The following is a 22,464-nucleotide window of genomic DNA, read 5'->3' as shown; positions in this document are numbered from 1 at the left end:
ACTCGGGAGGGTCGCGATGAGTGTTTTGGTGAACCGCACGGCACCCAGTTTCGTTGCGCCAGCGGTCTTGGCCGATGGCAGCATTGTAGAGGATTTTGACTTCGCCTCGCTGCGCGGCAAATATGTTGTGGTATTTTTCTGGCCGCTGGACTTTACCTTCGTTTGCCCGTCGGAAATCATCGCGCACAACAATCGCATGGACAAGTTTCGCGCGCTGGGCGTTGAAGTGGTCGGCATTTCGGTCGATTCGCAGTACACCCACTACGCCTGGCGCAGTACGCCGGTCGAAAAGGGCGGTATTGGCCCGGTCGGCTTCACCATGGTGGCTGATGTCAAACACGAGATTACCCGCGCCTACGGTGTAGAGCACGAGGACGGTGTGGCCTTGCGCGCCTCGTTTCTGATTGATCGCGCAGGCATCGTGCAGCATCAGGTGGTGAATAACCTGTCGCTGGGACGTGAAGTCGACGAGATGATTCGCCTGATAGACGCGCTGCAGTTTACCGAGGAGCACGGTGACGTGTGCCCCGCCGGCTGGCGCAAGGGGCAGCCCGGCATGCAGGAAAGTCCTGAAGGTGTAGCCAGTTACCTGGCCAAGCACGCCTCGGAGCTTTGAACGAATTGATTTCCCAGAGTGATCAGCCCTGTGGCGGGGTCCCCTTACCCCAGGATCGCTCTGCTTTTTTTATCGCGCCACTGCGGTGGTGAATCGGAGGATTTTATGTCTGAAGTGCGTCATTCCCGTCTGATCATTCTGGGCTCCGGCCCGGCCGGCTACAGCGCCGCAGTTTATGCTGCGCGCGCCAACCTGAAACCGCTGCTGATCACCGGCATGCAGATGGGCGGTCAGCTCACCACCACGACCGAGGTCGACAACTGGCCGGGTGATGTTGAGGGGCTGCAGGGGCCGGAACTGATGGAGCGTATGCGCAAGCACGCCGAGCGCTTCGAGACGGAAATCCAGTTCGACCACATCAACAAGGTCGATCTCAGCAAGCGCCCGTTCACCCTCTGGGGCGACAGTGGCGAGTATCAGTGCGACGCGCTGATCATTGCCACCGGTGCCTCGGCACGTTACCTCGGCCTGCCGTCTGAAGAGGCGTTTATGGGCAAGGGCGTTTCTGCCTGCGCCACCTGTGATGGCTTCTTCTACCGCAACCAGGATGTGGCGGTTGTAGGGGGCGGCAACACCGCCGTTGAAGAGGCGCTGTACCTGGCCAATATTGCCAAGAAGGTGACTGTGGTGCACCGTCGTGAGGTGTTCCGCGCCGAGAAGATTCTGGTCGACAAGCTGCTGGCACGGGTTGCCGAAGGCAAGATCGAGCTCAAGCTGAACGCACAGCTGGACGAGGTGCTGGGCGATCAGAGTGGTGTGACCGGCATGCGTATCGCGCTGAACAGCGGCGGCACCGAAGATATCGCCCTGGCGGGTGTGTTTATCGCCATTGGCCATACACCGAACACCAGTCTGTTTGAAGATCAGCTGGATATGCATGACGGCTATCTGAAGATCAAGAGCGGCACTGAGGGTAATGCTACCCAGACCAACATCCCCGGTGTATTCGCCGCGGGCGATGTAGCTGACCATGTATACCGTCAGGCGATCACCTCAGCCGGCGCGGGTTGCATGGCCGCACTGGATGCCGAGCGCTTCCTCGACGAGCTGTAAGCAGTAAGTTGTGCCTTGGAAAAGCCTCGCCTGCGCGGGGCTTTTCTGTTTCCGGTGGCTGTGAAATCATGCGCCGCACACCCGGGTTGAGGAGGCGGCATGCAGGAGTTGTATCTGGTCATCATTCTGACCCTGATGGCAGGCATGGCGATGCCGCTGGGCGCTCTGCTGGCGGGCATAGAGCAACTGCGCCCGGATTGGCTGAAGGATGAATACCGTCACGGCATCATCGCCTTTGGTGGTGGTGCGCTGCTGTCGGCGGTTGCCCTGGTGCTGGTGCCCGAAGGTATTGCGCCACTGTCACCCTGGCTGGCGGCGTTGTGCTTCGTTGGTGGCGGCGCTGCATTCATGGCGCTGGATATCTTGCTGGACCGGATTCACACCCCCGCCGGCCAAATGGCCGCTATGCTGTCGGATTATTTGCCCGAGTCGCTGGCGCTCGGCGCCGCCTTTGCCGTGGGTGAAAGCAGCGGCCTGCTGCTGGCCTGCCTGATGACGCTGCAAAACCTGCCGGAGGGATTCAATGCCTGCCGCGAGCTAAGTGCAGCCACGCACTATCGCGCGCCTCGAGTTGCGCTGATATTTGCCGTGATAGCGCTGCTAGGGCCACTCTTTGGCGTGCTGGGGTACGCCTGGCTATCGGCTTATCCGGGTGTGGTGGCGATGGTCATGCTGTTCGCTGCCGGCGGAATTTGCTACTCGGTGTTTCAGGACATCGCGCCCCAGGCCCGTCTGGAAAAGCATTGGGCGCCGCCCATGGGTGCGGTGCTTGGCTTTGTGCTGGGCATGGTCGGTCATCAGCTCACGCTAGGCTGAGTCGATTTCCTGCAGGCCAGGCGAGAAGCGCCGGGCTAAAGCGGCTATCATGTTTCAGGTAACGGCGTGTTGCGGTTGGTTGATGACTGCCAGCCTCGGCTGCTGCCCTCTTTTGGTGTGCTGTCTTTGTTGAGGAATGCCCCATGAAACGACTTTCCCTGCTGGCTGCTGTTGGCGTGTTTGCACTCTCAGGTCTGGCCTCGGCCAGTAGCTTTATTGCGACCACCGATACCATTGGTGCCTCCTTGGCCAACAGCGTTGAAGGTACCAGCGATGTCAGCTCCGGCGGTAACGACAAGGTGCTATTGCAGGCGCAGGACGATGCAGCCAGTTTTGTTGCCAGCGGTGGCGCCATTCGCGGGGTGCGCCTGGAGGCCGCGCTGGCGCATATTCGTCAGCAGCAGCCTGCGCTGAGCGCCACTGACATGCAGCTTGCCGAGGCCATTCTCGCGCGTTGATCGGGTTGTCGCCCGGCCGTCTCTCACGCCTGCCCGTCGTATTACGCTGGCTGTTGGGCTGTGGCTTGCTGGTTTCTCTGCAGGTGCAAGCCGAGCTGCAGCTGGTGCTGCAGCCGCGCGGGTTGAGCCCTGAGCAGCGTCAAGCCACCGAAGCCGTGCTGGCGGAGGCGCAGACGAGTCTGCCGCCCAGTCTGCGCCAACGCCTGGATAAGCGCATTGCAGTGCGTTGGAGTGAGCGCCTCAATGCCAATGTGATTGGGCGCGCCAGTAGCAGCGGGGCATTGCTGCTTAACCGCCGCTGGCTGCCGCGCTTGCTGGCGGTAGAGAGCGGCCCGCAGGCGCATTCCGAATTGCTCGCCACACTCTTGCATGAGGTGGCGCATTTCTATGATCGCGTCGCTTACTGGCCTGAGGATCAGCGCGCCTTGCTGCTGGCCTGTCGTCAGCAGCAAGAGAGTCTGGGGCGGGTGGGGTTGCCGCCCCGTTGCCGCGGGCAGGGTGAGCGCCATTTCAGCCTGAGTGATGATCCGCGCCTGTTGGATTTGGCTGGCTGGCCAGAGCAGCCAGAACAGCGCGGCGTGCGCGCAGATACCAATCCGCAGCGGGACCGCAGCCCCGACCGCTATGAGCTGAGCAGTCCGAGCGAGTTTGTCGCGGTCAATCTCGAATATTTCCTGCTCGACCCGCACTACGCCTGCCGCCGCCCGGCGCTGCAGCACTACTTCCATCAGCACTTTGGTTGGGCACCGCCGGGCGCAGATGACTGCGCCTCGACGCTACCCTACGTAAACGCCAGTCTGGATGAGCACCAGCAGGCGCTGGGTCGGCTGGACCCCGAGCGGGTGTATGCCGTGCATTATCTATTGGCAGAGCCCAATGAAGCGTGGGCCAGCCGGTGGGGGCACAGCATGCTGCGGTTGGTGGTCTGCGCGCCGGGCCGACCGCGCGGACCGGACTGCCTACTCGACGTCAGTGAGCATCTGGTGCTGTCTTTTCGCGCCTTTGTTGAGGATGTGCAGCTCTCCAGTTGGGATGGGCTGGTCGGCAACTACCCATCGCGCCTGTTTATTCTGCCGCTGACGCAGGTGGTGGATGAGTACACCAAGCTGGAGTTGCGCAGCCTCAGTTCGGTACCGCTGCGGTTCAGTCGGTCTGAGCTACATGACCTGCTGCAGCAAGCGGTGCAGCTGCATTGGAGTTATGACGGCGACTACTATTTCATCAACAACAACTGCGCGGTAGAAACCCGCAGGTTGTTGCGCGTAGGCACGCAAAACCCTGCGCTGCGCGACCTGCAGAGTATTACCCCGACTGGCCTGCTGAGCTTGTTGACGGCGCGAGGGATAGCCGATCAGCAGCCTTTGCAGGATCGACAGCAAGCGCTGCGCCTGGGCTACTTTTTCGACTCGTTCCGAGAGCGTTATCAACTGATGTTCACCCAGGTGCAAGCTGGTCTGGATCTCCCGGCGCCGGATGTTGAGGCGTGGTTTGCCCTGGGTGCTGAGGCACGTGCTCAGTGGTTGGAGCAAGGCGATGTGCGCACCACGGCGGCGCTACTCCTGCTCGAGCAGGCCGCGCAGCGGCGCCAGCTGCTACTGGTGCGGCAGGAGTTGAAGGAGCGCTATATGGCAGGGCGCGGCGGCGGTGATACGCAGTTGGGTGAGGCTGAAGGTTTGCTGCAGGGGCTGCTGGCGCAAAGTGGGTTTCTCAGTCGCCCGGCAGAGCTGCTTCCTGCGGGTTACGGTCTGCCTCAGCCGGATGAGTGGCAGCAGTTGCAGCAGCAGAGCGAAGGGCGCCGGGCCAGCTTGCAGGCCATGACGGCACGTCTGGAAGATCAGTTGTTGGCACTGTTGGATGCCGGACGGCAGGCCGAGTTGAACGGCGGTACGCGCAATATACGGCTGCTGGCTGAGCGCTTGAAAGCGCTGCACCAGGCTGCGGGTGGGCTGCAGTTGCCATAATGCGGGCACAAAAAAACCAGCTCAGGGCTGGTTGTTTCGGGGCTTGCTGTCACCATCTGGATTGTTCAGATGGTGCCTCGAGGGAGAATCGAACTCCCACTCTGTCACCAGAAACGGATTTTGAATCCGCCGCGTCTACCAATTCCGCCATCGAGGCTCGCATGCTTTTCACAAGCCGGCGCGGAGTATACGAAGCTGTAGCCGGCAAGGTCAATCCTCCTGTCGCAATCGTTGTGCGCGCGGATCGCGGCGAAGCGCGTTTTCGGCTACCATAAGCCCCCTTTGAATTGCCTCCGGAACCGCTCCCCGCATGCGTCTCAGTGATTTTGCCTTCGATCTGCCCGATGAACTTATCGCGCGTCACCCCTTGGCCGAGCGGCGCGGCAGTCGCCTCCTGTGTCTGGACGGCCCCAGCGGTGAGCTGAGCCACCGGCGGTTTGTTGACCTGCTCGAGTATCTGCAGCCGGGCGATCTGATGGTGTTCAACAACACGCGGGTTATTCCGGCGCGGCTGTTTGGTCGCAAGGAGACCGGCGGCCAGCTGGAGGTGCTGGTTGAGCGTGTGCTGGATGAGCACCGCGTGCTGGCCCATATTCGCTCCAGCAAATCGCCCAAGCCGGGTAGCAAAATTCTGCTGGAAGGGGACGCCAGCGCCGAGATGGTTGCGCGCCACGCGGCGCTGTTCGAGCTGCGCTTTGCCGAGCCGGTACTACCACTGCTCGACCGCGTCGGTCACATGCCGCTGCCGCCCTATATCGACCGTGCGGATGACAGCGCCGATCGTGAGCGCTATCAAACCGTGTATGCCAAGCGCCAGGGCGCCGTTGCCGCGCCCACCGCCGGCCTGCACTTTGATGCGGGCATGCTGCAGGCAATTCGCGATAAGGGCGTAGAGACTGCCGAGGTGACCCTGCACGTGGGTGCCGGCACCTTCCAGCCGGTGCGCGTCGAGCGCATCGAAGAGCACGTGATGCATCAGGAGTGGCTGGAAGTCGGCCCCGAGGTTGTGGCTGCGGTGGAGCAGTGCAAGGCGCGCGGCGGCCGGGTGATAGCGGTGGGCACCACCAGCGTGCGCTCACTGGAGTCCGCCGCGCGCGATGGCGTGCTCAAACCCTTCAGTGGTGATACCGATATTTTTCTCTACCCGGGCAGACCCTTTCATGTGGTTGATGCGCTGGTGACCAACTTCCACTTGCCGGAGTCAACCCTGCTGATGCTGGTCTCGGCCTTCGCTGGTTACCCCGAAACCATGGCGGCCTACGCGGCTGCGGTGGCCGAGCGGTATCGATTTTTCAGTTACGGTGATGCCATGTTCATTACCCGCAATCCTGCCCCGCGTGGGCCAGAGGTATCGCAATGAGTCATATGTCCTTTGAACTGCTGGCCACCGACGGCAAGGCCCGTCGCGGCCGGCTGAGCTTTCCGCGTGGCGTGGTGGAAACCCCCGCGTTCATGCCGGTGGGCACCTACGGTACGGTCAAGGGCATGTTGCCGCGCGATGTCGAGGCCATCGGCGCGCAGATCATTCTCGGCAATACCTTCCATCTCTGGTTGCGCCCCGGCACCAAGGTGATTCAGCAGCACGGCGATTTGCACGACTTCATGCAGTGGAAGGGGCCGATCCTGACCGATTCCGGTGGCTTTCAGGTGTTCAGCCTGGGCGCCATGCGCAAGATCAAGGAGGAGGGCGTCTACTTCTCCTCGCCGGTGGACGGCGCCAAGGTATTCATGGGGCCGGAGGAGTCGATGCAGGTGCAGCGCGAGCTGGGCTCCGACATCGTGATGATCTTTGACGAGTGCACGCCCTATCCGGCGGATGAAGACACGGCGCGCCGCTCCATGGAGCTGTCGCTGCGCTGGGCCAAGCGTTCCAAGGCGGCGCATGAGGGCAATCCGTCGGCGCTGTTTGGGATCGTACAGGGCGGCATGCATGAAAATCTGCGGTTGCGTTCGCTCGAGGGCCTGTGCGAGATCGGCTTCGATGGTCTGGCCATTGGTGGCTTGTCGGTCGGTGAGCCGAAAGACGAAATGATGCGTGTACTGGATTTTCTGCCTGGCCATATGCCGCCGGAAAAACCCCGTTACCTGATGGGCGTTGGCAAACCTGAGGATCTGGTGGAAGGTGTGCGCCGCGGGGTCGACATGTTCGACTGCGTGATGCCCACGCGCAATGCGCGTAACGGCCATCTGTTTACCGAGGCGGGGGTGATCAAGATCCGCAACGCGGTGCACCGGCACGACCAAAGTCCGCTTGATCCGGCCTGCGACTGCTACACCTGCCAAAACTTCTCGCGCGCCTATCTGCATCACCTGGACAAGTGCGGCGAAATGCTCGGCAGTATGCTCAATACCATCCATAACCTGCGGCATTATCAGCGGCTTATGGCAGGTTTGCGCAGTGCCATTCAACAGGGTACATTGACCGACTTTGTGGATGACTTCTACGCCAAGCTGGGTCTGCCGGTTCCTCCGCTGCAGGCTTGATTAGCGCCCGGATCGCCCCCATAACCGATTTTCTTGCAGTTCAATAACAGGAGTGTCACATGAGCTTTTTCATTCCCGCCGCTATGGCGCAATCAGCTGGCGGCGCAGCCGCACCCGTGGGTGCCGGTTTCGAATGGATTTTTCTGGTCGGTTTTGTCGTCATCTTCTATCTGATGATCTGGCGTCCCCAGGCCAAGCGTGCGAAAGAGCACAAGAATCTGCTGGCCAACCTGTCCAATGGTGATGAAGTGGTAACCGGCGGCGGTATTCTTGGCAAGGTGAAGAAGGTCACCGATGAGTTCGTTGTGCTGGAAGTAACCGAAAGCCAGGAGCTGAAGTTTCAGAAAGGCGCCATCGTCGCCGTACTGCCCAAGGGCACACTGAAAGCCATCTAATCCTTCATGTAGAACTCTGTTCCGGGCGCCGATAAGGCGCCCGGACTGCTATCAGGCCCTGATATGCTCAACCGTTACCCCCTCTGGAAGTATTTGCTGATTGTGGCCGTGCTCGCGCTTGGCCTGATCTACGCCATGCCCAATCTGTACCCGGATGATCCTGCCATCCAGATTTCCGGTGCCAGCTCTACGCAATCCATCGAACAGTCCGATCTGAACCGAATCGAGCAGGCGCTGGCCGCCGCCGGGTTGCAGACCAAGGGCAGCGAGTTGGGCAGCAACAACCGTTCCGGTCTGGTGCGTCTGGTCAATCGCTCCGACCAGCTGCAGGCGCAGGATGTGGTGCGCGACGCGCTGGGCCGCGATTACGTGGTGGCGCAGAACCTTGCACCCACCACGCCCGAATGGTTGAGCAATATCGGCGCTGGCCCGATGACACTGGGCCTGGATTTGTCAGGCGGCGTGCACTTTCTGTTGCAGGTCGACATGGACAAGGCGCTGGAGTCGCGGGTTAACGTCTACCAGAGTGAAGTGCGTGGCCTGATGCGCACCGAAGGGCTACGCTATCGCAGTCTGCCGACACAAGGCACCACGCTGCAGTTTGGCTTTGCCGACGAAGAGCAACTGGCTGACGCGCGCCGGCTGATTGGCAAGCAGTACAGCCAGTTTGCCCTGACCTCGGTTGAGAAGGATGGTCAGCAGGTGCTGCAGTTGGCGTTGACCGATACCGAAGTCGCTGCGATTCGCGAGTACGCGGTCAAGCAGAACCTGACCACCGTGCGCAACCGGGTGAACGAGTTGGGTGTGGCTGAGCCTCTGGTACAGCGTCAGGGCGCCAACCGCATCGTGGTTGAATTGCCAGGTGTGCAGGACACCGCCGAGGCCAAGCGCGTACTGGGCAAGACCGCCAACCTGGAGTTCCGTCTGGCTGCGGAGCCCGATGCTGCCGCCGCCACGACCGAAACCTTTGAATACCACGGCAATAACGGCCGCCCACCGGCGCAGGTTGAGCGCAGCATCATCATCACCGGTGATCAGGTGACCGATGCGCAGTCCAACTACGACGAGAACGGCCGTCCGCAGGTGAATATCAAGCTCGACAGCCACGGCGGCGAGCTGATGAACCGTGCCACCCGCAACAATATTGGTCGCGGCATGGCGGTGCTGTTTATCGAGCAGCGCCAGATCAGCCGTACGGTGACGCAGGAAGTCGATGGCGTTGCGCAGCAAGTCGAGATTCCGGCCTTCGTTGAAGAAAAGTCGATCATCAGTCTGGCCACAATTCAGAGCGCGCTGGGCAACCAGTTCCGCATTACCGGTCTGGATTCCCCGGCTGAAGCCTCGGAACTGGCACTGCTGCTGCGTGCCGGCGGTCTGGCGGCGCCCATGCACTTTGTTGAAGAACGCACCATCGGGCCAAGCCTGGGTGCGGAAAACATCGCCAAGGGTGTGACGGCTACACAGGTCGGCTTTGCTCTGGTATTGGTTTTCATGTTGCTGGTTTACCGCGCTTTCGGCGTGTTTGCCGGCATTGCATTGACCTTCAACCTGGTGCTGTTGCTGGCGCTGATGTCGATGCTGGGTGCGACCCTGACCCTGCCGGGTATTGCCGGTATCGTGTTGACCCTGGGTATGGCGGTTGATGCCAACGTGCTGATCTTCTCGCGCATCAAGGAGGAGGTGGCCAACGGCATGTCACCACAGCGTGCGGTGCACGAAGGCTTCGATAAGGCGTTTTCCGCCATTATCGACGGTAACCTGACTACGCTGCTGGTGGGGGTCATCCTCTTTGCCATGGGCTCCGGTCCGGTCAAGGGATTCGCCGTAACACTGTCGCTGGGGATTCTGACCTCGATGTTCAGTGCCATCATGGTCACCCGTGCCATGGTCAACCTGTCCGTCGGTGGACGCGACATCAAGAAGCTGTGGCTGTGAGGATCAATCCATGACAAATATCAAAACCATTAATTTCCTCGGCCTGCGCAAAGTTTTCTTCGTTGTTGCCATTGTGCTCATGATTGCGTCTATCGGCAGCCTGGTGGTCAAACAGTTGAATCTGGGCCTGGATTTCACCGGCGGTGCGTTGGTGGAGCTGAATTACACTCAGCCCCCTGAGCTGGAAGATATTCGTACAGTGCTGCGAGGTAACGGCTGGAACGACGCGGTGGTGCAGAACTTCGGTGCTTCAACCGATGTACTGATCCGTTTGCCCAGTGACAACCCGGACCTGGGTGCGGAGATCGCCGAACTGGTCAAGCGCCAGGATGGCAACGATGTCTCGGTCAAACGGGTGGAGTTCATCGGCCCGCAGGTGGGTGAGGAGCTGCGCGACAAAGGCGGTATCGGCATGCTGCTGGCGCTGGGCGGCATCCTGCTGTACGTCTCGCTGCGCTTTCAGATGAAGTTCGCCGTGGCGGCCATTGTCGCGCTGTTCCACGACGTGATCTTTACCCTGGGTGTGTTTTCGCTGTTTGGCTTATCTTTCGATCTGACGGTACTGGCAGCACTGCTGGCAGTTATCGGCTACTCGCTCAACGATACCATCGTGGTGTTTGACCGCGTGCGTGAAAATATGCGGGTAATGCGCAAGACCGAACTGACCGACATTATCAACATTTCGACCACGCAGACGCTGGGTCGAACCTTGGCGACGTCGTTCTCGACCATTCTGGTGCTGCTGGCGCTGTTCTATTTCGGCGGCGAGAATATTCACGGCTTTGCCACAGCGTTGTTGATCGGTGTGGGCGTGGGTACCTACTCCTCGATTTACATTGCCGGCGGTTTGCTGGTGACCATGAAGCTCACCCGTGATGATCTGATACCGCCGCAGATCGAAGAGGCGATCGACGACCGGCCCTGAGTTCCGGATTGCCGGCGCAGCTTCAAGCAGCAAGCTTTAAGCTAAAAGCTCGAAGAAAAAAGCAAAACCCACATCAACTTGGTGTGGGTTTTTTAATGGGCGTGGCTTGATGCTATGTTTTTTCAGTCGACACTTCGCTTCCAGCTTCCAGCCCAAACGCTGCCCACAAAAAAGGCCCACACCAATCAGGGTGTGGGCCTCTTAATCAGCTAATGCACGGCCAGCTTGTAGCTCGCCGCGCGAAGCTTGCAGCCGGGTTAGAGCTTCATGCCTGAGGTCAGGTGCGGCTGGATGGCGGTGAGTACCGCCTTGAAGCACTTGGGATTGCCGGCAACGATGTGGCCCTTGTCGAGGAACTGATGACCACCGGTGAAATCGCTGACCAGGCCGCCTGCTTCCTGGATCAGCAGTGCGCCAGCGGCCATGTCCCATTCCGCCAGACCAAACTCCCAGAAGGCATCAAAGCGGCCAGCGGCAACATAAGCCAGATCGAGGCTGGCAGCACCGGCACGGCGAATGCCGGCGGTCTGACCAACCAGGCTGCGGAACATGCCCAGGTAGTTGTCCAGCGCGTCGATCTGGTTGTCGCGGAAGGGGAAGCCGGTACCCAGCAGCGCGCCGTCAAGCGACTTGCGATTACTCACCCGCAGGCGGCGACCGTTGAGTGCGGCGCCACGGCCACGGCTGGCAGTAAATTCTTCCTGACGGATCGGATCGAAAACGACCGCGTGCTCGATGCGGCCCTTTACCCGACAGGCGATGCTGACGGCAAAGTGCGGCACGCCGCGAATGAAGTTGGTGGTACCGTCCAGAGGGTCGATAATCCAGACGGTATCGGCACCTTCACCCTGGCCGGGCTGGAAACCGGATTCTTCGGCCTGGATGCTGTGATCCGGGTAGGCTTTGCGCAGCTGGGTGATGATGGTTTGTTCGGCGGCGCGGTCGATCTCCGTGACGTAGTCGCGAGCATCCTTCTCGTCGACGGTGAGAACATCAAGACGTTCCATGGAACGGTAAATCAGTTCTCCGGCGCTGCGCGCGGCGCGCAGGGCGATGTTCAGCATGGGCTGCATAGGGATGTATCTCTGTCAGGAAGATGAAAAGCCGGAAATTGTAGCAGATAACCCTGGCAACATGAATGCATCATGGCTATCAGGGTGCAGCTTTTGTAAGATGCAGGGTCCATTCTGGCTCGTATAGGTGCTGCTGTGTTGAATAATGTGCGTGTGGTGTTGGTCAACACCAGTCATCCCGGCAACATCGGTGGGGCTGCGCGGGCGATGAAAAACATGGGGTTGCACGAGCTGGTGCTGGTGGATCCGGTACGCTTCCCTGACCCGGAGGCCAATTCACGCGCATCGGGCGCCGATGATGTGCTGCAGCAGGCACGCATCGTCGGCACGCTGGAAGAAGCGATCGAGGACTGTGTACTGGTGCTCGGTACCAGTGCCCGCGATCGGCGCATTCCCTGGCCCGTGCTGGACCCGCGCGAGGCTGCAGATGAGGTGCTGGACCGACTTGAGGCGGCCGAAACAGGCCCCATCGCCATTGTATTCGGGCGCGAGGACTCCGGTCTTACCAGCGAAGAGCTGCAGCGCTGTCAGTACCACGTGCATATTCCGTCGATGCCGGATTTCAGCTCGCTCAATCTGGGCGCGGCCGTACAAGTGCTGGCCTACGAATTGCGCATGCAGTCTCTGCAGCGCGCCGGCGCGCCGACCAAGATGCACAAGGTTGAAACCACTGCTCTGCCGAATGAGATTCCTGCTACGGCGGGCGAGCTGGAGCAGTATTTTCAGCATCTTGAGCAGGTGCTGGTTGAAATCGGCTTCCACGACCCTCAAAAACCGAGACAGTTGATGCCGCGTTTGCGTCGCCTGTACGGCCGCATTCAGGTCAATCGGATGGAAATGAACATCCTGCGCGGCATCCTGACCGAAACCCAGAAGGCCATCGGAGTCAAAGCATCCGGTGCGCGGAGACGTTAAGCATGTTTGAACGCATGAAAGAAGACATAGCCAGTGTTTTCCACCGTGACCCTGCTGCGCGCAACACGTTGGAAGTGCTGACTTGCTATCCGGGTCTGCATGCGGTCTGGATGCACCGGCTGTCGCATGGACTTTGGGTGCGCAACGCCTTTTTGCTGGCGCGCATGGTATCGCACCTGGCGCGCTGGTTGACCGGTATCGAGATTCACCCCGGCGCCAAGCTGGGGCGTCGTTTTTTCATTGACCATGGCTTTGGTGTAGTGATTGGTGAAACTGCCGAGATTGGTGATGATGTGACCCTGTATCAGGGTGTCACGCTGGGCGGCACCAGCTGGGATCAGGGCAAGCGCCATCCGACGCTGGAAGACGGCGTGGTGGTGGGCGCTGGCGCCAAGGTATTGGGGCCCTTCACTGTCGGTAAGGGGGCCAAGATCGGCTCCAATGCCGTGGTCACCAAGGCAGTGCCGGCCGGTGCCACCGCAGTCGGGATTCCCGGCCGGATTATCGTCAAGGAGGCGGATCAATCGGCCGACGAGCAGCAGGAAGCCAAGCGTCAGGCGATGGCCGAGAAGCTCGGGTTTGATGCCTACGGTGTAAGCCGTGACATGCCGGACCCGGTCGCGCGCGCTATTGGGCAGATGCTGGATCACATGCAGGCAGTTGATAGCCGGCTGGAGGGTATGTGCAAGGCGCTCAGCGAGCTGGGCAGTGATTACTGCGCCAAAGAGCTGCCAGCACTGGGCGGCGAGGACTTCGAGCTGTTGAAGGACGATACCGATGCTGCAGTGGACGCTGAACGCAACGACACCACTGCACGCTGAGGCAATCGCATGAAGCAACCCATTTACCTGGATTACGCAGCCACCACACCGGTCGACCCGCTGGTGGCGGAAAAAATGATGGCCTGCCTGACGCTGGACGGCAACTTTGCCAACCCGGCGTCGCGCTCGCACCTCTACGGCTGGAAAGCCGAGGAGGCAGTCGAGCTGGCGCGTCGTCAGGTGGCTGATCTGGTGGGCGCTGATCCGCGCGAAATCGTCTGGACCTCGGGCGCCACTGAGTCGGATAACCTGGCGATCAAGGGCGTGGCGCATGCGCAGGCTGAGCGCGGTCGCCATATCATCACCTCTAAAATCGAACACAAGGCGGTGCTCGACAGTTGCCAACAGCTGGAGCGCGAAGGCTTTGAGGTGACCTATCTGCAGCCTGGCGCTGAGGGTGTGATTACCCCGGAGCAATTGCAGGCGGCGCTGCGTGACGACACCGTGCTGGTGACGTTGATGCACGTCAACAACGAAATCGGCACCATCAATGACATTGCGGCATTGGGTGCGCTGGCGCATGCCCGCGGCGTGCTGATGCACGTGGACGCCGCGCAGTCGACCGGCAAGCTGGCGATTGACCTGCGCACGCTGCCGGTCGACTTCATGTCGTTCAGCGCGCACAAAACCTACGGCCCCAAAGGGATTGGTGCCTTGTTCGTGCGCCGCGGCCTGGCGCTGCGGCTACCAGCGCAGATTCACGGCGGTGGGCACGAGCGTGGCATGCGCTCTGGCACCTTGGCCACCCACCAGATCGTGGGTATGGGCACGGCCTTTGAGCTGGCCGGCAAGCTGCTGGCGAGCGAGTCGGCGCGCATTGCCGGCCTGCGCGACAGCTTGCTGTCCGGCCTGGCGGCGTTGCCGGACGTTACCCTCAACGGCAGCGCGCAGGCGCGGGTGCCGCACAATTTGAATCTCGCGTTTGCCGGGGTGGATGGTGAGCTGCTGCTGTTGGCGCTGAAAGACCTGGCGCTGTCGAGTGGTTCGGCCTGTACCTCGGCGGCGGTTGAGCCCTCCTACGTGCTGCGTGCCATCGGTCTGGATGACGAGTTGGCGCACAGCTCTATCCGGCTGTCGCTCGGTCGTTATACCCGCGAAGAGGACGTCCTGCGCGCTGCCGAGATCATCTGTCAGGTAGTGCAGCGCCTGCGCCAGGCAGCCTGAATTCGCCGCCAGTCGGGAACCGCGCTGCTGTTATCTATTTGTCTTTAACCTGCGTATAATCCGCAGGTTAACCATCTTTTATCATTTCAATCCGAAAAAACTGTCTGGAGAGTTACATGGCCGTTGAACGCACCCTGTCCATCATCAAGCCCGATGCCGTCGCCAAGAACGTTGTTGGTCAGATCATCAGCCGTTTCGAGCAGGCTAACCTGAGCGTTGTTGCTGCCAAAATGGTTCAGCTGTCTCAGTCTGACGCCGAAGGCTTCTACGCCGAGCACAAAGAGCGTCCTTTCTTCAAGGATCTGGTTGCCTTCATGACTTCCGGTCCGGTTGTCGTTCAAGTGCTGGAAGGCGAAGGCGCGGTACTCAAGAACCGTGACCTGATGGGCGCAACCAACCCGAAAGAAGCCGCTGCCGGCACCATTCGCGCCGACTTCGCCGAGTCTATCGACGCCAACGCGGTACACGGTTCCGACTCTGCAACTTCCGCTGCACGTGAAATCGGTTATTTCTTCGCCGAAACCGAGCTCTGCCCGCGTACCCGCTAAGCTTATCCTTACCTGTTCAACCAAGTGATGTGATCACCATGACCAATGCAACCAGCAAGACCAATCTGCTGGGTCTGACACAGCAGAAACTGGAAGCTTTCTTCGAGGAACTGGGAGAGAAGCGTTTTCGTGCCGGCCAGGTTATGAAATGGATTCATCACTATGGTGTCGACAACTTCGATGACATGACCAATGTCGGTAAGGCCCTGCGCGAAAAGCTCAAGGCCTGCGCCGAGATTCGGGGTCCCGAGGTGGTCAGTGAGGATATTTCCCGCGACGGCACACGCAAGTGGGTCGTGCGGGTTGCCTCGGGCAGTTGCGTGGAGACGGTGTATATCCCGCAAAATGGGCGTGGCACGCTGTGTGTCTCGTCCCAGGCGGGTTGTGCGCTGGACTGCAGCTTCTGCTCGACCGGCAAGCAGGGCTTCAACAGTGATCTGACCGTGGCTGAAATCATTGGCCAGGTGTGGATCGCCAACAAGTCCTTCGGCTCTGTACCCGCTACCGTGGATCGCTCGGTGACCAACGTAGTGATGATGGGCATGGGCGAGCCGCTATTGAATTTTGACAATGTCGTCGATGCCATGCAGTTGATGATGGACGACATGGGTTACGGCATCTCCAAGCGCAAGGTGACGTTGTCTACCTCGGGCGTGGTACCGATGATCGAGAAACTGGGCGAGATCACCGATGTTGCCCTGGCACTGTCGCTGCACGCGCCGAACAACGAGTTGCGCAGCCAGTTGGTGCCACTGAACAAGAAATACCCGCTTGAGGTGTTGCTGCCGGCGTGCAAGAAGTACATTGCCGGTCTCGGCGAGAAGCGCTCGTTGACGATTGAGTACACCCTGCTCAAGGACGTCAACGACCGTCCGGAGCACGCCGCGGAAATGATCGAGCTGCTGCGCGATATTCCTTGCAAGATCAACCTGATACCTTTCAACCCCTTCCCGCATTCGGGTTACGAACGGCCAAGCAATAATGCCATTCGCCGCTTCCAGGATATGTTGCATCAGGCTGGTTATAACGTCACCGTGCGGACTACGCGCGGGGAGGATATCGACGCAGCCTGTGGCCAGTTGGTCGGTCAAGTGATGGATCGCACGCGCCGCAGCGAGCGCTATATCGCTGTGCGCCAGTTGGCCGCCGAAGCAGAGAGCGCGGAACCGGCGCGCGGCAGCAACCACTAATACTCTTCAGCCAGGAAGGATGATCGCATGAGTAAGTCTGCAGCCCTGATGTTAACGCTGAGCCTGCTGCTGACCGGCTGCGTGACCACCGGCGACACCAGCCGCAAGGTCGACCCGGAGCAGGCGCGCGATGCCTACATACAACTGGGCCTCGGTTACTTGCAAAAGGGTGAGACCGAGCGGGCGAAAAAGCCGCTGAGTGAAGCCTTGGCGCTGGATCCCAAGTCGGCGTCCGCCAACACCGCGCTGGCGCTGGTGTTCCAGTATGAAGGGGAGTACGAAACCGCCGAAAAGCACTTTCGCGCGGCCTTGAGCAGTGACCCGCAAAACGCCCGTATTCTGAATAACTACGGCGCTTTCCTGCTGGATCGGGAGCGCTACCCGGAAGCGCTGGGCTATTTCCAGAAGGCTTCGGAAGATACGCTCTACAGTGAGCGCTCGCGCGTGTTCGAAAACCTCGGCCTGACCTATCAGCGTATGGGCGCCACCAGCGAGGCGCGCGAAAGCTTCGAGCGGTCACTGCGCTTGAATAGCCGTCAGCCACGGGCCCTGCTGGAGTTGGCGCAGCTGGAATTCCAGGCGCAGGACTACGTACCTGCGTGGCAGCATTATCGCGCCTTTGCCGAAATGTCCGGTCAGAATGCAGCCAGTCTGGGGCTGGGTATCCAGCTGGCAAAACGCTTTGAAGATCACAGTCGGGCCGCCAGCTATGCCCTGCAGCTCAAGCGACTCTACCCCGCTAGCCCTGAAGCGAAAGCGCTTATGGAGTCTGAATAATTATGAGTTCCGAACGTCATGATGCAGGTGCAGGCATGGCTGAACAACAGCGTCTGAGTAACCCGGGCGATACCCTGCGGGCCGCGCGGACCGAGCGTCGCATGACGCAGGTCGAGATTGCACAGAACCTGAAAATTTCGGTGGCAGCGGTAGAGGGCATCGAAAACGGGCTTTACGATCGTCTTCCCGGTGATACCTTTGCGCGTGGCTATATCCGCAGCTATGCGCGCCTGGTGGGGCTTGATCCCAATCGGCTGGCGGTAGAATTCGATCGTTTCCGCGGTATCGAGGCGCGTGAGCGCCCGGTCAGCGGTATCAGTCGTGTGGCGGAGCCGCGCCGCAGTGGCGGCGGTGCGATGCGTTGGGTCAGCCTGCTGATTGTGCTGGCGCTGGTTGCCTCTGTGGTTTGGTGGTACGACAACCGTTCCAGTCAGGTGGTCGATGCGCTGGATGAAGACGCGCTTGACGATGACGCGCTGCTGGATGAAGTGGAAGTGGACGCGCTGACCTTGCCACCCTCGATTGCCGAACAGGCCGAGAGCCTCACCGATGAGCAACTTGGTCTGAGTACCGCCGCCGCGCCCGACGAGGCTGGGTCGACTGAGGGTCCCACTACAGCCGCGACAGAGCAGACGCAAGAGGTTTCCGACGCCGCTGCCAGTGCAGCCTCGGGTGGCACTGTTGAGCCGACACCTGCGGCCGACAATACCGCGGAGCCCGCTGCAGCGCCGACCGAGGCCGTAGCGGGTAACGCCACACTGAATATCAGTTTTACCGCCAACTGCTGGGTGCAGATCAAGGCGGTCAACGGTGCGGTGCTGCACAGCGCGTTGATGCAGGCGGGGCAGTCGATCAATCTTGACCACGAGGGCGCAATGGATCTGGTGATCGGTGATCGCAGCGCTGTTGAGTCCATTCGCTATCGTGGCGAGGCCGTTACCTTGCCGCAACAGAGCCAGTCGGGCGTTGCTCGTCTGCGCCTGGGTCAGTAAGAGGTTACTCCGTTATGCAACATCAATCGCCGATCAAGCGCCGTGTTTCCCGGCAGATCAAGGTCGGTTCGGTACTGGTAGGGGGCGATGCGCCCATTTCAGTGCAGAGCATGACCAACACCGAAACCTGTGATGTCGCCGCGACGCTTGGGCAGATTCAGCGCCTTGAAGCCGCCGGTGCAGACATCGTGCGTATCTCCATTCCGAGTATGGAAGCTGCCGAGGCTTTCGGAGAGATTCGCAAGCAAACGCGCATGGCGCTGGTTGCCGATATTCATTTCGATTACAAGATCGCCCTGCGGGTGGCGGATCTTGGCGTTGATTGCCTGCGTATCAATCCGGGCAACATCGGTCGTGAGGACCGCGTGAAGGCCGTGGTAGATGCGGCGCGCCACAATGGTATTCCGATCCGCATCGGCGTAAACGCCGGTTCGCTGGAAAAGGACCTGCAAAAAAAATACGGCGAACCCACCCCGGCGGCACTGGTGGAGTCGGCCATGCGCCACGTTGACCATCTGGATCGGCTTGATTTCCAGGATTACAAGGTCAGCGTCAAGGCCTCTGATGTGTTCATGGCGGTGGGCGCCTACCGCCTGCTGGCGCAACAGATTGAGCAACCGCTGCACCTGGGCATCACCGAGGCCGGTGGCTTGCGCTCCGGCACAGTGAAGTCGGCGGTTGGTCTCGGCATGCTTCTGGCCGAGGGAATCGGTGATACCATCCGCATCTCCCTGGCGGCAGACCCGGTCGAAGAGATCAAGGTCGGTTTCGATATCCTCAAGTCGCTGCACCTGCGCTCGCGCGGCATTAACTTCATTGCCTGCCCCAGCTGCTCGCGGCAGAACTTTGATGTGATCAAGACCATGAATGAGTTGGAAAGCCGCCTGGATGATGTGCTCACGCCGCTGGATGTGGCGGTCATCGGCTGTGTGGTGAATGGCCCGGGTGAGGCGAAAGAGGCTGATATCGGGCTCACCGGCGGCACGCCGAACAACCTTATTTACCAGGATGGCAAGCCGGATCAGAAGGTGGACAACGCCGAACTGGTCGATCGCCTGGAAAAAATGATTCGCGACAAGATTGCTGCCAAGCAGGCGCTGGACGCCAACACCATAGTGCGCGGCTGAACGAAAGGAAAGATGCTTTGAAAACCCTGCAAGCCGTGCGCGGCATGAACGACATTTTGCCCGCCGATAGCGCTCTCTGGCAGTACTTTGAGCGCACCGTAGCCGACCTGCTGACGGGCTACGGCTACCAGCAGATTCGCCTGCCGATTGTTGAGCCTACCGAGCTGTTCAAGCGCTCCATCGGCGAAGTCACCGATATCGTCGAGAAGGAGATGTACACCTTCGATGATCGCAATGGCGACTCGCTTACCCTGCGCCCTGAAGGCACGGCCGGTTGTGTACGCGCCATGCTGCAGCACGGGCTGTTGGGTAGTGGTGTCGGTCAGAAGGTCTGGTACACCGGACCGATGTTCCGCCATGAACGCCCGCAGAAAGGACGTTACCGCCAGTTTCATCAGGTGGGTGTGGAAACCTTCAATCTCACCGGTCCGGACATCGACGCCGAGCTCATCGCCCTGTCGTGGCGGCTGTGGCAACGCCTGGGTATTAGTGATGCGGTCAAGCTGGAGCTCAATAGCCTGGGCACCTCTGCTGACCGCGCGCGCTACCGCGACGACCTGGTGACCTACCTCAAGGCGCGCTTTGAGCAACTGGATGAAGACAGTCAGCGCCGGCTGGCGAGCAACCCGCTGCGCATTCTCGATAGCAAGAATGAAACTACCCAGGCGTTGTTGGTAGCTGCCCCCAAGCTGGCGGATTATCTGAACGACGAGGCCCGAGCGCACTTTACCGAGTTGCGCGTGCTGCTGGATGCTATTGGCATTCCTTACCAAATCAACCCGCGTCTGGTGCGCGGGCTGGACTACTACGGCCTCACGGTGTTCGAATGGGTGACTGACCAATTGGGCGCGCAAGGCACTGTCTGTGCCGGTGGTCGTTACGATGGTCTGGTCGAGCAGCTGGGAGGCAAGGCGGCACCGGCGGTTGGCTTTGCCATGGGCATCGAGCGGCTGTTGCTGTTGATCGAAACCCTCGGCAAGGTGCCCGCTGAACTGGCCCGGCAGGTTGATGTCTATCTCGTCACGCTGGGCGAGGCTGCGGTAACGGCTGGCTTGCGTCTGGCAGAGCAGCTGCGCGATCGCTTGCCAGGGTTGCGCCTGGTGGTGCACGCGGGGGGCGGCAGCTTCAAGAGTCAGTTCAAGAAAGCGGACAAGTCGGGCGCGCTTTACGCTCTGGTGCTGGGAGAAAACGAAGTGGCCGAGCAACAGATCGGGCTGAAGCCACTGCGTACTGAAGAAGAACAGGAAAATCTGAGCTGGCAGGATTTGCCGGCTCGGCTTGCACAGATTATCTGAGCGACAATCGCATCGCTTGCTGAAGGCTAAGGAGTTAAGGGTGGCTTACGAGACAGAAGAAGAACAGGTAGAAAAACTCAAGGATATGTGGCGTCGCCACGGTGCTCCTCTGCTGACTGGCGTTGCCATTGCGTTGGCCGGTGTGTTTGGCTGGCAGGCCTGGAACAATCATCAGGACGCACAGGCGCGCAATGCATCAACACTCTACCAGTCGATGCTGGAGTCAGTGCTCTCAAGCGACTCCGAAGCTTCGCGGGCGCGGGCCGCAGAGCTGGCCGCCCAATTGCGCGAGGAGTACGCCAGCACCCGCTACGCCGATTACGCTGCGCTCATGCAGGCCCGCCTGGCCGTCGAGGCCAAGGACTTCCCGGTAGCGGAAAAAAGTCTGCGTGATGTCATCGACAGCAGCAAGAACAGCACTCTGCAGGAAGTTGCGCGCCAGCGCCTGGCTCGCGTGCTGGGCCAGGAGCAGCGTGCGGAGGAAGCGCTGGAGCTTTTTTCGGCACCGGTTGAAGGTACCGAGCTGCGTGCCACGCGCGAAGAAATTCGTGGTGATCTGTTACTGAGCCTGGGTCGTGGCGATGAGGCACGTGATGCCTACAAGGCGGCACAGGAAGCCCTGCCGGACGCTTCAGCGCGACCGCAGCTGCAATTGAAGCTGGATGATCTGGCGGAGGAAGTCTAGTGAAGTTGAAGTCTCGTTATCTGGTGGTTGCCTTGGCCGCGCTGGTTGCAGCGGGTTGTGGCAGCAACAGCAAGAAAGAATTGCCGCCGGCAGAGCTGCAGAAGTTTGATGCCGAAGTGAAGCTCGACCGCGTGTGGAAGCGCAATATCGGTAACGGTCAGGGCGACCTGTTCAACAACCTGACCCCCGCGATGGATGGCCTCACGCTGTATGCTGCCGACGCCAAAGGTCGTGTCATGGCGCTGGACCGTGAAGACGGCTCGGTGAAGTGGCAGGTCAAACTGGATGAGCCGCTGTCGGGTGCGGTGGGTGCTGGCGGTGGTCGGGTCATGGTCGGCACGCTGGATGGCCAAGTCATCGTTTTGAGCGACGCCGACGGCAGTGAAGAGTGGCGCAAGAGCGTGACCAGTGAAGTTCTGGCACCGCCGCAGACCAACGGCGACGTAGTTGTGGTGCAAACCCAGGACGACAAGCTGGTAGCCCTGGATATCAGTAGCGGCGAGCAGCGCTGGATCTACGAAGCCAGTCTGCCGGTACTGACTGTGCGTGGGCACAGCACACCAGTGGTAAACCTGCGTCAGGTCTTCGCCGGTCTGGCCAGTGGCAAGGTCGTCGCTCTGGCCGCTGATAGCGGCGTACCCATGTGGGAGCAGCGTATTGCGCAGCCCCAGGGACGCTCCGAACTTGAGCGCATGGTCGATATCGACGGTCAACTGCTGCTGGTCGACGACAAGCTCTATGTCGGCTCCTTCCAGGGCAATCTTGCCGTGCTGGATACCCAGTCCGGTCGACCGCTGTGGCAACACCCAGCGTCGACCTATGTTGCACCGGGTGTCGGTTTTGGCAGCGTATATGTGAGCGAAGCAAATGGCACCGTCGACGCTTTTGACGACGGCAGTGCTTCCGAGCTGTGGAGCAACGACAGCCTGGCGCGCCGCCAGTTGACCGCTCCTGTGGCGATCAGCAGCTATGTGGCGGTAGGCGATTTTGAAGGCTATCTGCACCTGCTGGCACAAACCGATGGTCGCATGGTGGGTCGTGTCAAGGTCGATGGCGATGGCCTGCGTGCCCAGCCGATTGCTCTGGGTGACACCCTGTACGTGTTCGGCAACAGCGGCGATCTGGCGGCCTACAAGCTGCAGTAAACCGAAACAGGTTATACTTTCCCGGCCGCTGCGCTCGCTTGCGCAGCGGCCGTTTTGTTTTCTTGGCACGCCAGGCGTGCGCGGAGTGA

Annotated in this window: 22 protein-coding genes and 1 tRNA gene; 21 read left to right on the top strand and 2 right to left on the bottom strand. The window is 60.4% G+C overall.

Going from position 1 to position 22,464, the window contains the following annotated elements; translation table 11 throughout:
- Positions 1 to 16: 16 nt before the first annotated feature.
- The 5 genes from BLU26_RS08400 (at position 17) to BLU26_RS08380 (ending at position 4,904) form a co-directional block, all read left to right on the top strand.
- Entirely contained in the window at positions 17 to 616 is a 600-nt protein-coding gene (locus BLU26_RS08400; RefSeq protein WP_092285658.1) for a peroxiredoxin, read from the top strand.
- 105 nt (positions 617 to 721) lie between these two features.
- Positions 722 to 1,669 carry a thioredoxin-disulfide reductase gene (gene trxB, locus BLU26_RS08395; RefSeq protein ID WP_092285656.1) on the top strand — a complete coding sequence of 316 codons (948 nt, stop codon included), beginning with the start codon at positions 722 to 724 and terminating at the stop codon, positions 1,667 to 1,669.
- 99 nt (positions 1,670 to 1,768) lie between these two features.
- Entirely contained in the window at positions 1,769 to 2,485 is a 717-nt protein-coding gene (locus tag BLU26_RS08390) for a ZIP family metal transporter (protein ID WP_092285654.1), read from the top strand.
- A 143-nt stretch (positions 2,486 to 2,628) separates the two neighbouring features.
- Positions 2,629 to 2,943, top strand: a complete 315-nt coding sequence (locus BLU26_RS08385) for a DUF2388 domain-containing protein (protein ID WP_092285652.1) — start codon at positions 2,629 to 2,631, stop codon at positions 2,941 to 2,943.
- A 29-nt stretch (positions 2,944 to 2,972) separates the two neighbouring features.
- Positions 2,973 to 4,904, top strand: a complete 1,932-nt coding sequence (locus BLU26_RS08380; RefSeq protein ID WP_092288418.1) for a DUF7844 domain-containing protein — start codon at positions 2,973 to 2,975, stop codon at positions 4,902 to 4,904.
- Between the two features lie 70 nt (positions 4,905 to 4,974).
- On the opposite strand, the gene BLU26_RS08375 is transcribed toward BLU26_RS08380, so the two are convergent.
- Positions 4,975 to 5,061 (bottom strand) — tRNA-Leu (locus BLU26_RS08375).
- A gap of 153 nt (positions 5,062 to 5,214) precedes the next feature.
- On the opposite strand from BLU26_RS08375, the gene queA reads away from it, so the two are divergent.
- The 5 genes from queA to secF all read left to right on the top strand — a co-directional run bounded on the left by queA (position 5,215) and on the right by secF (position 10,643).
- Positions 5,215 to 6,264 carry a tRNA preQ1(34) S-adenosylmethionine ribosyltransferase-isomerase QueA gene (gene queA / locus BLU26_RS08370; RefSeq protein ID WP_092285650.1) on the top strand — a complete coding sequence of 350 codons (1,050 nt, stop codon included), beginning with the start codon at positions 5,215 to 5,217 and terminating at the stop codon, positions 6,262 to 6,264.
- A 5-nt stretch (positions 6,265 to 6,269) separates the two neighbouring features.
- On the top strand, positions 6,270 to 7,388 hold the full coding sequence (gene tgt, locus BLU26_RS08365; protein ID WP_092285648.1) for a tRNA guanosine(34) transglycosylase Tgt: 1,119 nt from the start codon (positions 6,270 to 6,272) through the stop codon (positions 7,386 to 7,388).
- 59 nt (positions 7,389 to 7,447) lie between these two features.
- Positions 7,448 to 7,783 carry a preprotein translocase subunit YajC gene (yajC, locus tag BLU26_RS08360; protein WP_092285646.1) on the top strand — a complete coding sequence of 112 codons (336 nt, stop codon included), beginning with the start codon at positions 7,448 to 7,450 and terminating at the stop codon, positions 7,781 to 7,783.
- Positions 7,784 to 7,846: 63 nt separating this feature from the next.
- Positions 7,847 to 9,718: a protein translocase subunit SecD gene (gene secD, locus BLU26_RS08355; RefSeq protein ID WP_092285644.1), complete on the top strand. Its 1,872-nt coding sequence runs from the start codon at positions 7,847 to 7,849 to the stop codon at positions 9,716 to 9,718.
- Positions 9,719 to 9,728: 10 nt separating this feature from the next.
- The gene (gene secF / locus BLU26_RS08350) at positions 9,729 to 10,643 is read left to right on the top strand and encodes a protein translocase subunit SecF (protein ID WP_092285642.1); all 915 of its coding nucleotides are present in this window, start codon (positions 9,729 to 9,731) and stop codon (positions 10,641 to 10,643) included.
- 257 nt (positions 10,644 to 10,900) lie between these two features.
- Here the strand turns inward: secF and suhB are convergent, their stop codons facing one another.
- Positions 10,901 to 11,716: a type III secretion system regulator SuhB gene (suhB, locus tag BLU26_RS08345; RefSeq protein ID WP_092285640.1), complete on the bottom strand. Its 816-nt coding sequence runs from the start codon at positions 11,714 to 11,716 to the stop codon at positions 10,901 to 10,903.
- A gap of 135 nt (positions 11,717 to 11,851) precedes the next feature.
- Between suhB and BLU26_RS08340 the strand changes: the two genes are divergently transcribed.
- The 11 genes from BLU26_RS08340 to bamB all read left to right on the top strand — a co-directional run bounded on the left by BLU26_RS08340 (position 11,852) and on the right by bamB (position 22,375).
- The gene (locus BLU26_RS08340; RefSeq protein WP_092285639.1) at positions 11,852 to 12,631 is read left to right on the top strand and encodes an RNA methyltransferase; all 780 of its coding nucleotides are present in this window, start codon (positions 11,852 to 11,854) and stop codon (positions 12,629 to 12,631) included.
- A 2-nt stretch (positions 12,632 to 12,633) separates the two neighbouring features.
- Positions 12,634 to 13,452: a serine O-acetyltransferase gene (gene cysE / locus BLU26_RS08335; RefSeq protein WP_092285637.1), complete on the top strand. Its 819-nt coding sequence runs from the start codon at positions 12,634 to 12,636 to the stop codon at positions 13,450 to 13,452.
- 9 nt (positions 13,453 to 13,461) lie between these two features.
- Complete coding sequence (locus BLU26_RS08330) at positions 13,462 to 14,616, top strand: IscS subfamily cysteine desulfurase (protein ID WP_092285635.1); 1,155 nt, start codon at positions 13,462 to 13,464, stop codon at positions 14,614 to 14,616.
- 116 nt (positions 14,617 to 14,732) lie between these two features.
- Positions 14,733 to 15,164, top strand: a complete 432-nt coding sequence (gene ndk / locus BLU26_RS08325; protein ID WP_092285633.1) for a nucleoside-diphosphate kinase — start codon at positions 14,733 to 14,735, stop codon at positions 15,162 to 15,164.
- Between the two features lie 38 nt (positions 15,165 to 15,202).
- Positions 15,203 to 16,354 carry a 23S rRNA (adenine(2503)-C(2))-methyltransferase RlmN gene (gene rlmN / locus BLU26_RS08320; protein ID WP_092285631.1) on the top strand — a complete coding sequence of 384 codons (1,152 nt, stop codon included), beginning with the start codon at positions 15,203 to 15,205 and terminating at the stop codon, positions 16,352 to 16,354.
- A 27-nt stretch (positions 16,355 to 16,381) separates the two neighbouring features.
- The gene (pilW, locus tag BLU26_RS08315) at positions 16,382 to 17,131 is read left to right on the top strand and encodes a type IV pilus biogenesis/stability protein PilW (protein WP_092285629.1); all 750 of its coding nucleotides are present in this window, start codon (positions 16,382 to 16,384) and stop codon (positions 17,129 to 17,131) included.
- Between the two features lie 35 nt (positions 17,132 to 17,166).
- Entirely contained in the window at positions 17,167 to 18,123 is a 957-nt protein-coding gene (locus tag BLU26_RS08310) for a RodZ domain-containing protein (RefSeq protein WP_172830651.1), read from the top strand.
- 14 nt (positions 18,124 to 18,137) lie between these two features.
- On the top strand, positions 18,138 to 19,250 hold the full coding sequence (gene ispG / locus BLU26_RS08305; protein ID WP_092285625.1) for a flavodoxin-dependent (E)-4-hydroxy-3-methylbut-2-enyl-diphosphate synthase: 1,113 nt from the start codon (positions 18,138 to 18,140) through the stop codon (positions 19,248 to 19,250).
- Between the two features lie 44 nt (positions 19,251 to 19,294).
- Positions 19,295 to 20,545 carry a histidine--tRNA ligase gene (gene hisS, locus BLU26_RS08300; protein WP_092288417.1) on the top strand — a complete coding sequence of 417 codons (1,251 nt, stop codon included), beginning with the start codon at positions 19,295 to 19,297 and terminating at the stop codon, positions 20,543 to 20,545.
- 40 nt (positions 20,546 to 20,585) lie between these two features.
- The gene (locus BLU26_RS08295) at positions 20,586 to 21,230 is read left to right on the top strand and encodes a YfgM family protein (RefSeq protein WP_092285623.1); all 645 of its coding nucleotides are present in this window, start codon (positions 20,586 to 20,588) and stop codon (positions 21,228 to 21,230) included.
- Positions 21,230 to 22,375: an outer membrane protein assembly factor BamB gene (gene bamB / locus BLU26_RS08290; protein WP_092285621.1), complete on the top strand. Its 1,146-nt coding sequence runs from the start codon at positions 21,230 to 21,232 to the stop codon at positions 22,373 to 22,375. Before BLU26_RS08295 ends, bamB begins: the two co-directional genes overlap by 1 nt.
- Positions 22,376 to 22,464 lie beyond the last annotated feature (89 nt).

This window comes from Halopseudomonas sabulinigri (assembly GCF_900105255.1).
GTDB lineage: Bacteria > Pseudomonadota > Gammaproteobacteria > Pseudomonadales > Pseudomonadaceae > Halopseudomonas > Halopseudomonas sabulinigri.
The sequence above is the reverse complement of the archived record's forward strand: the minus strand, read 5'-3'. Positions and strand labels throughout refer to the sequence as shown.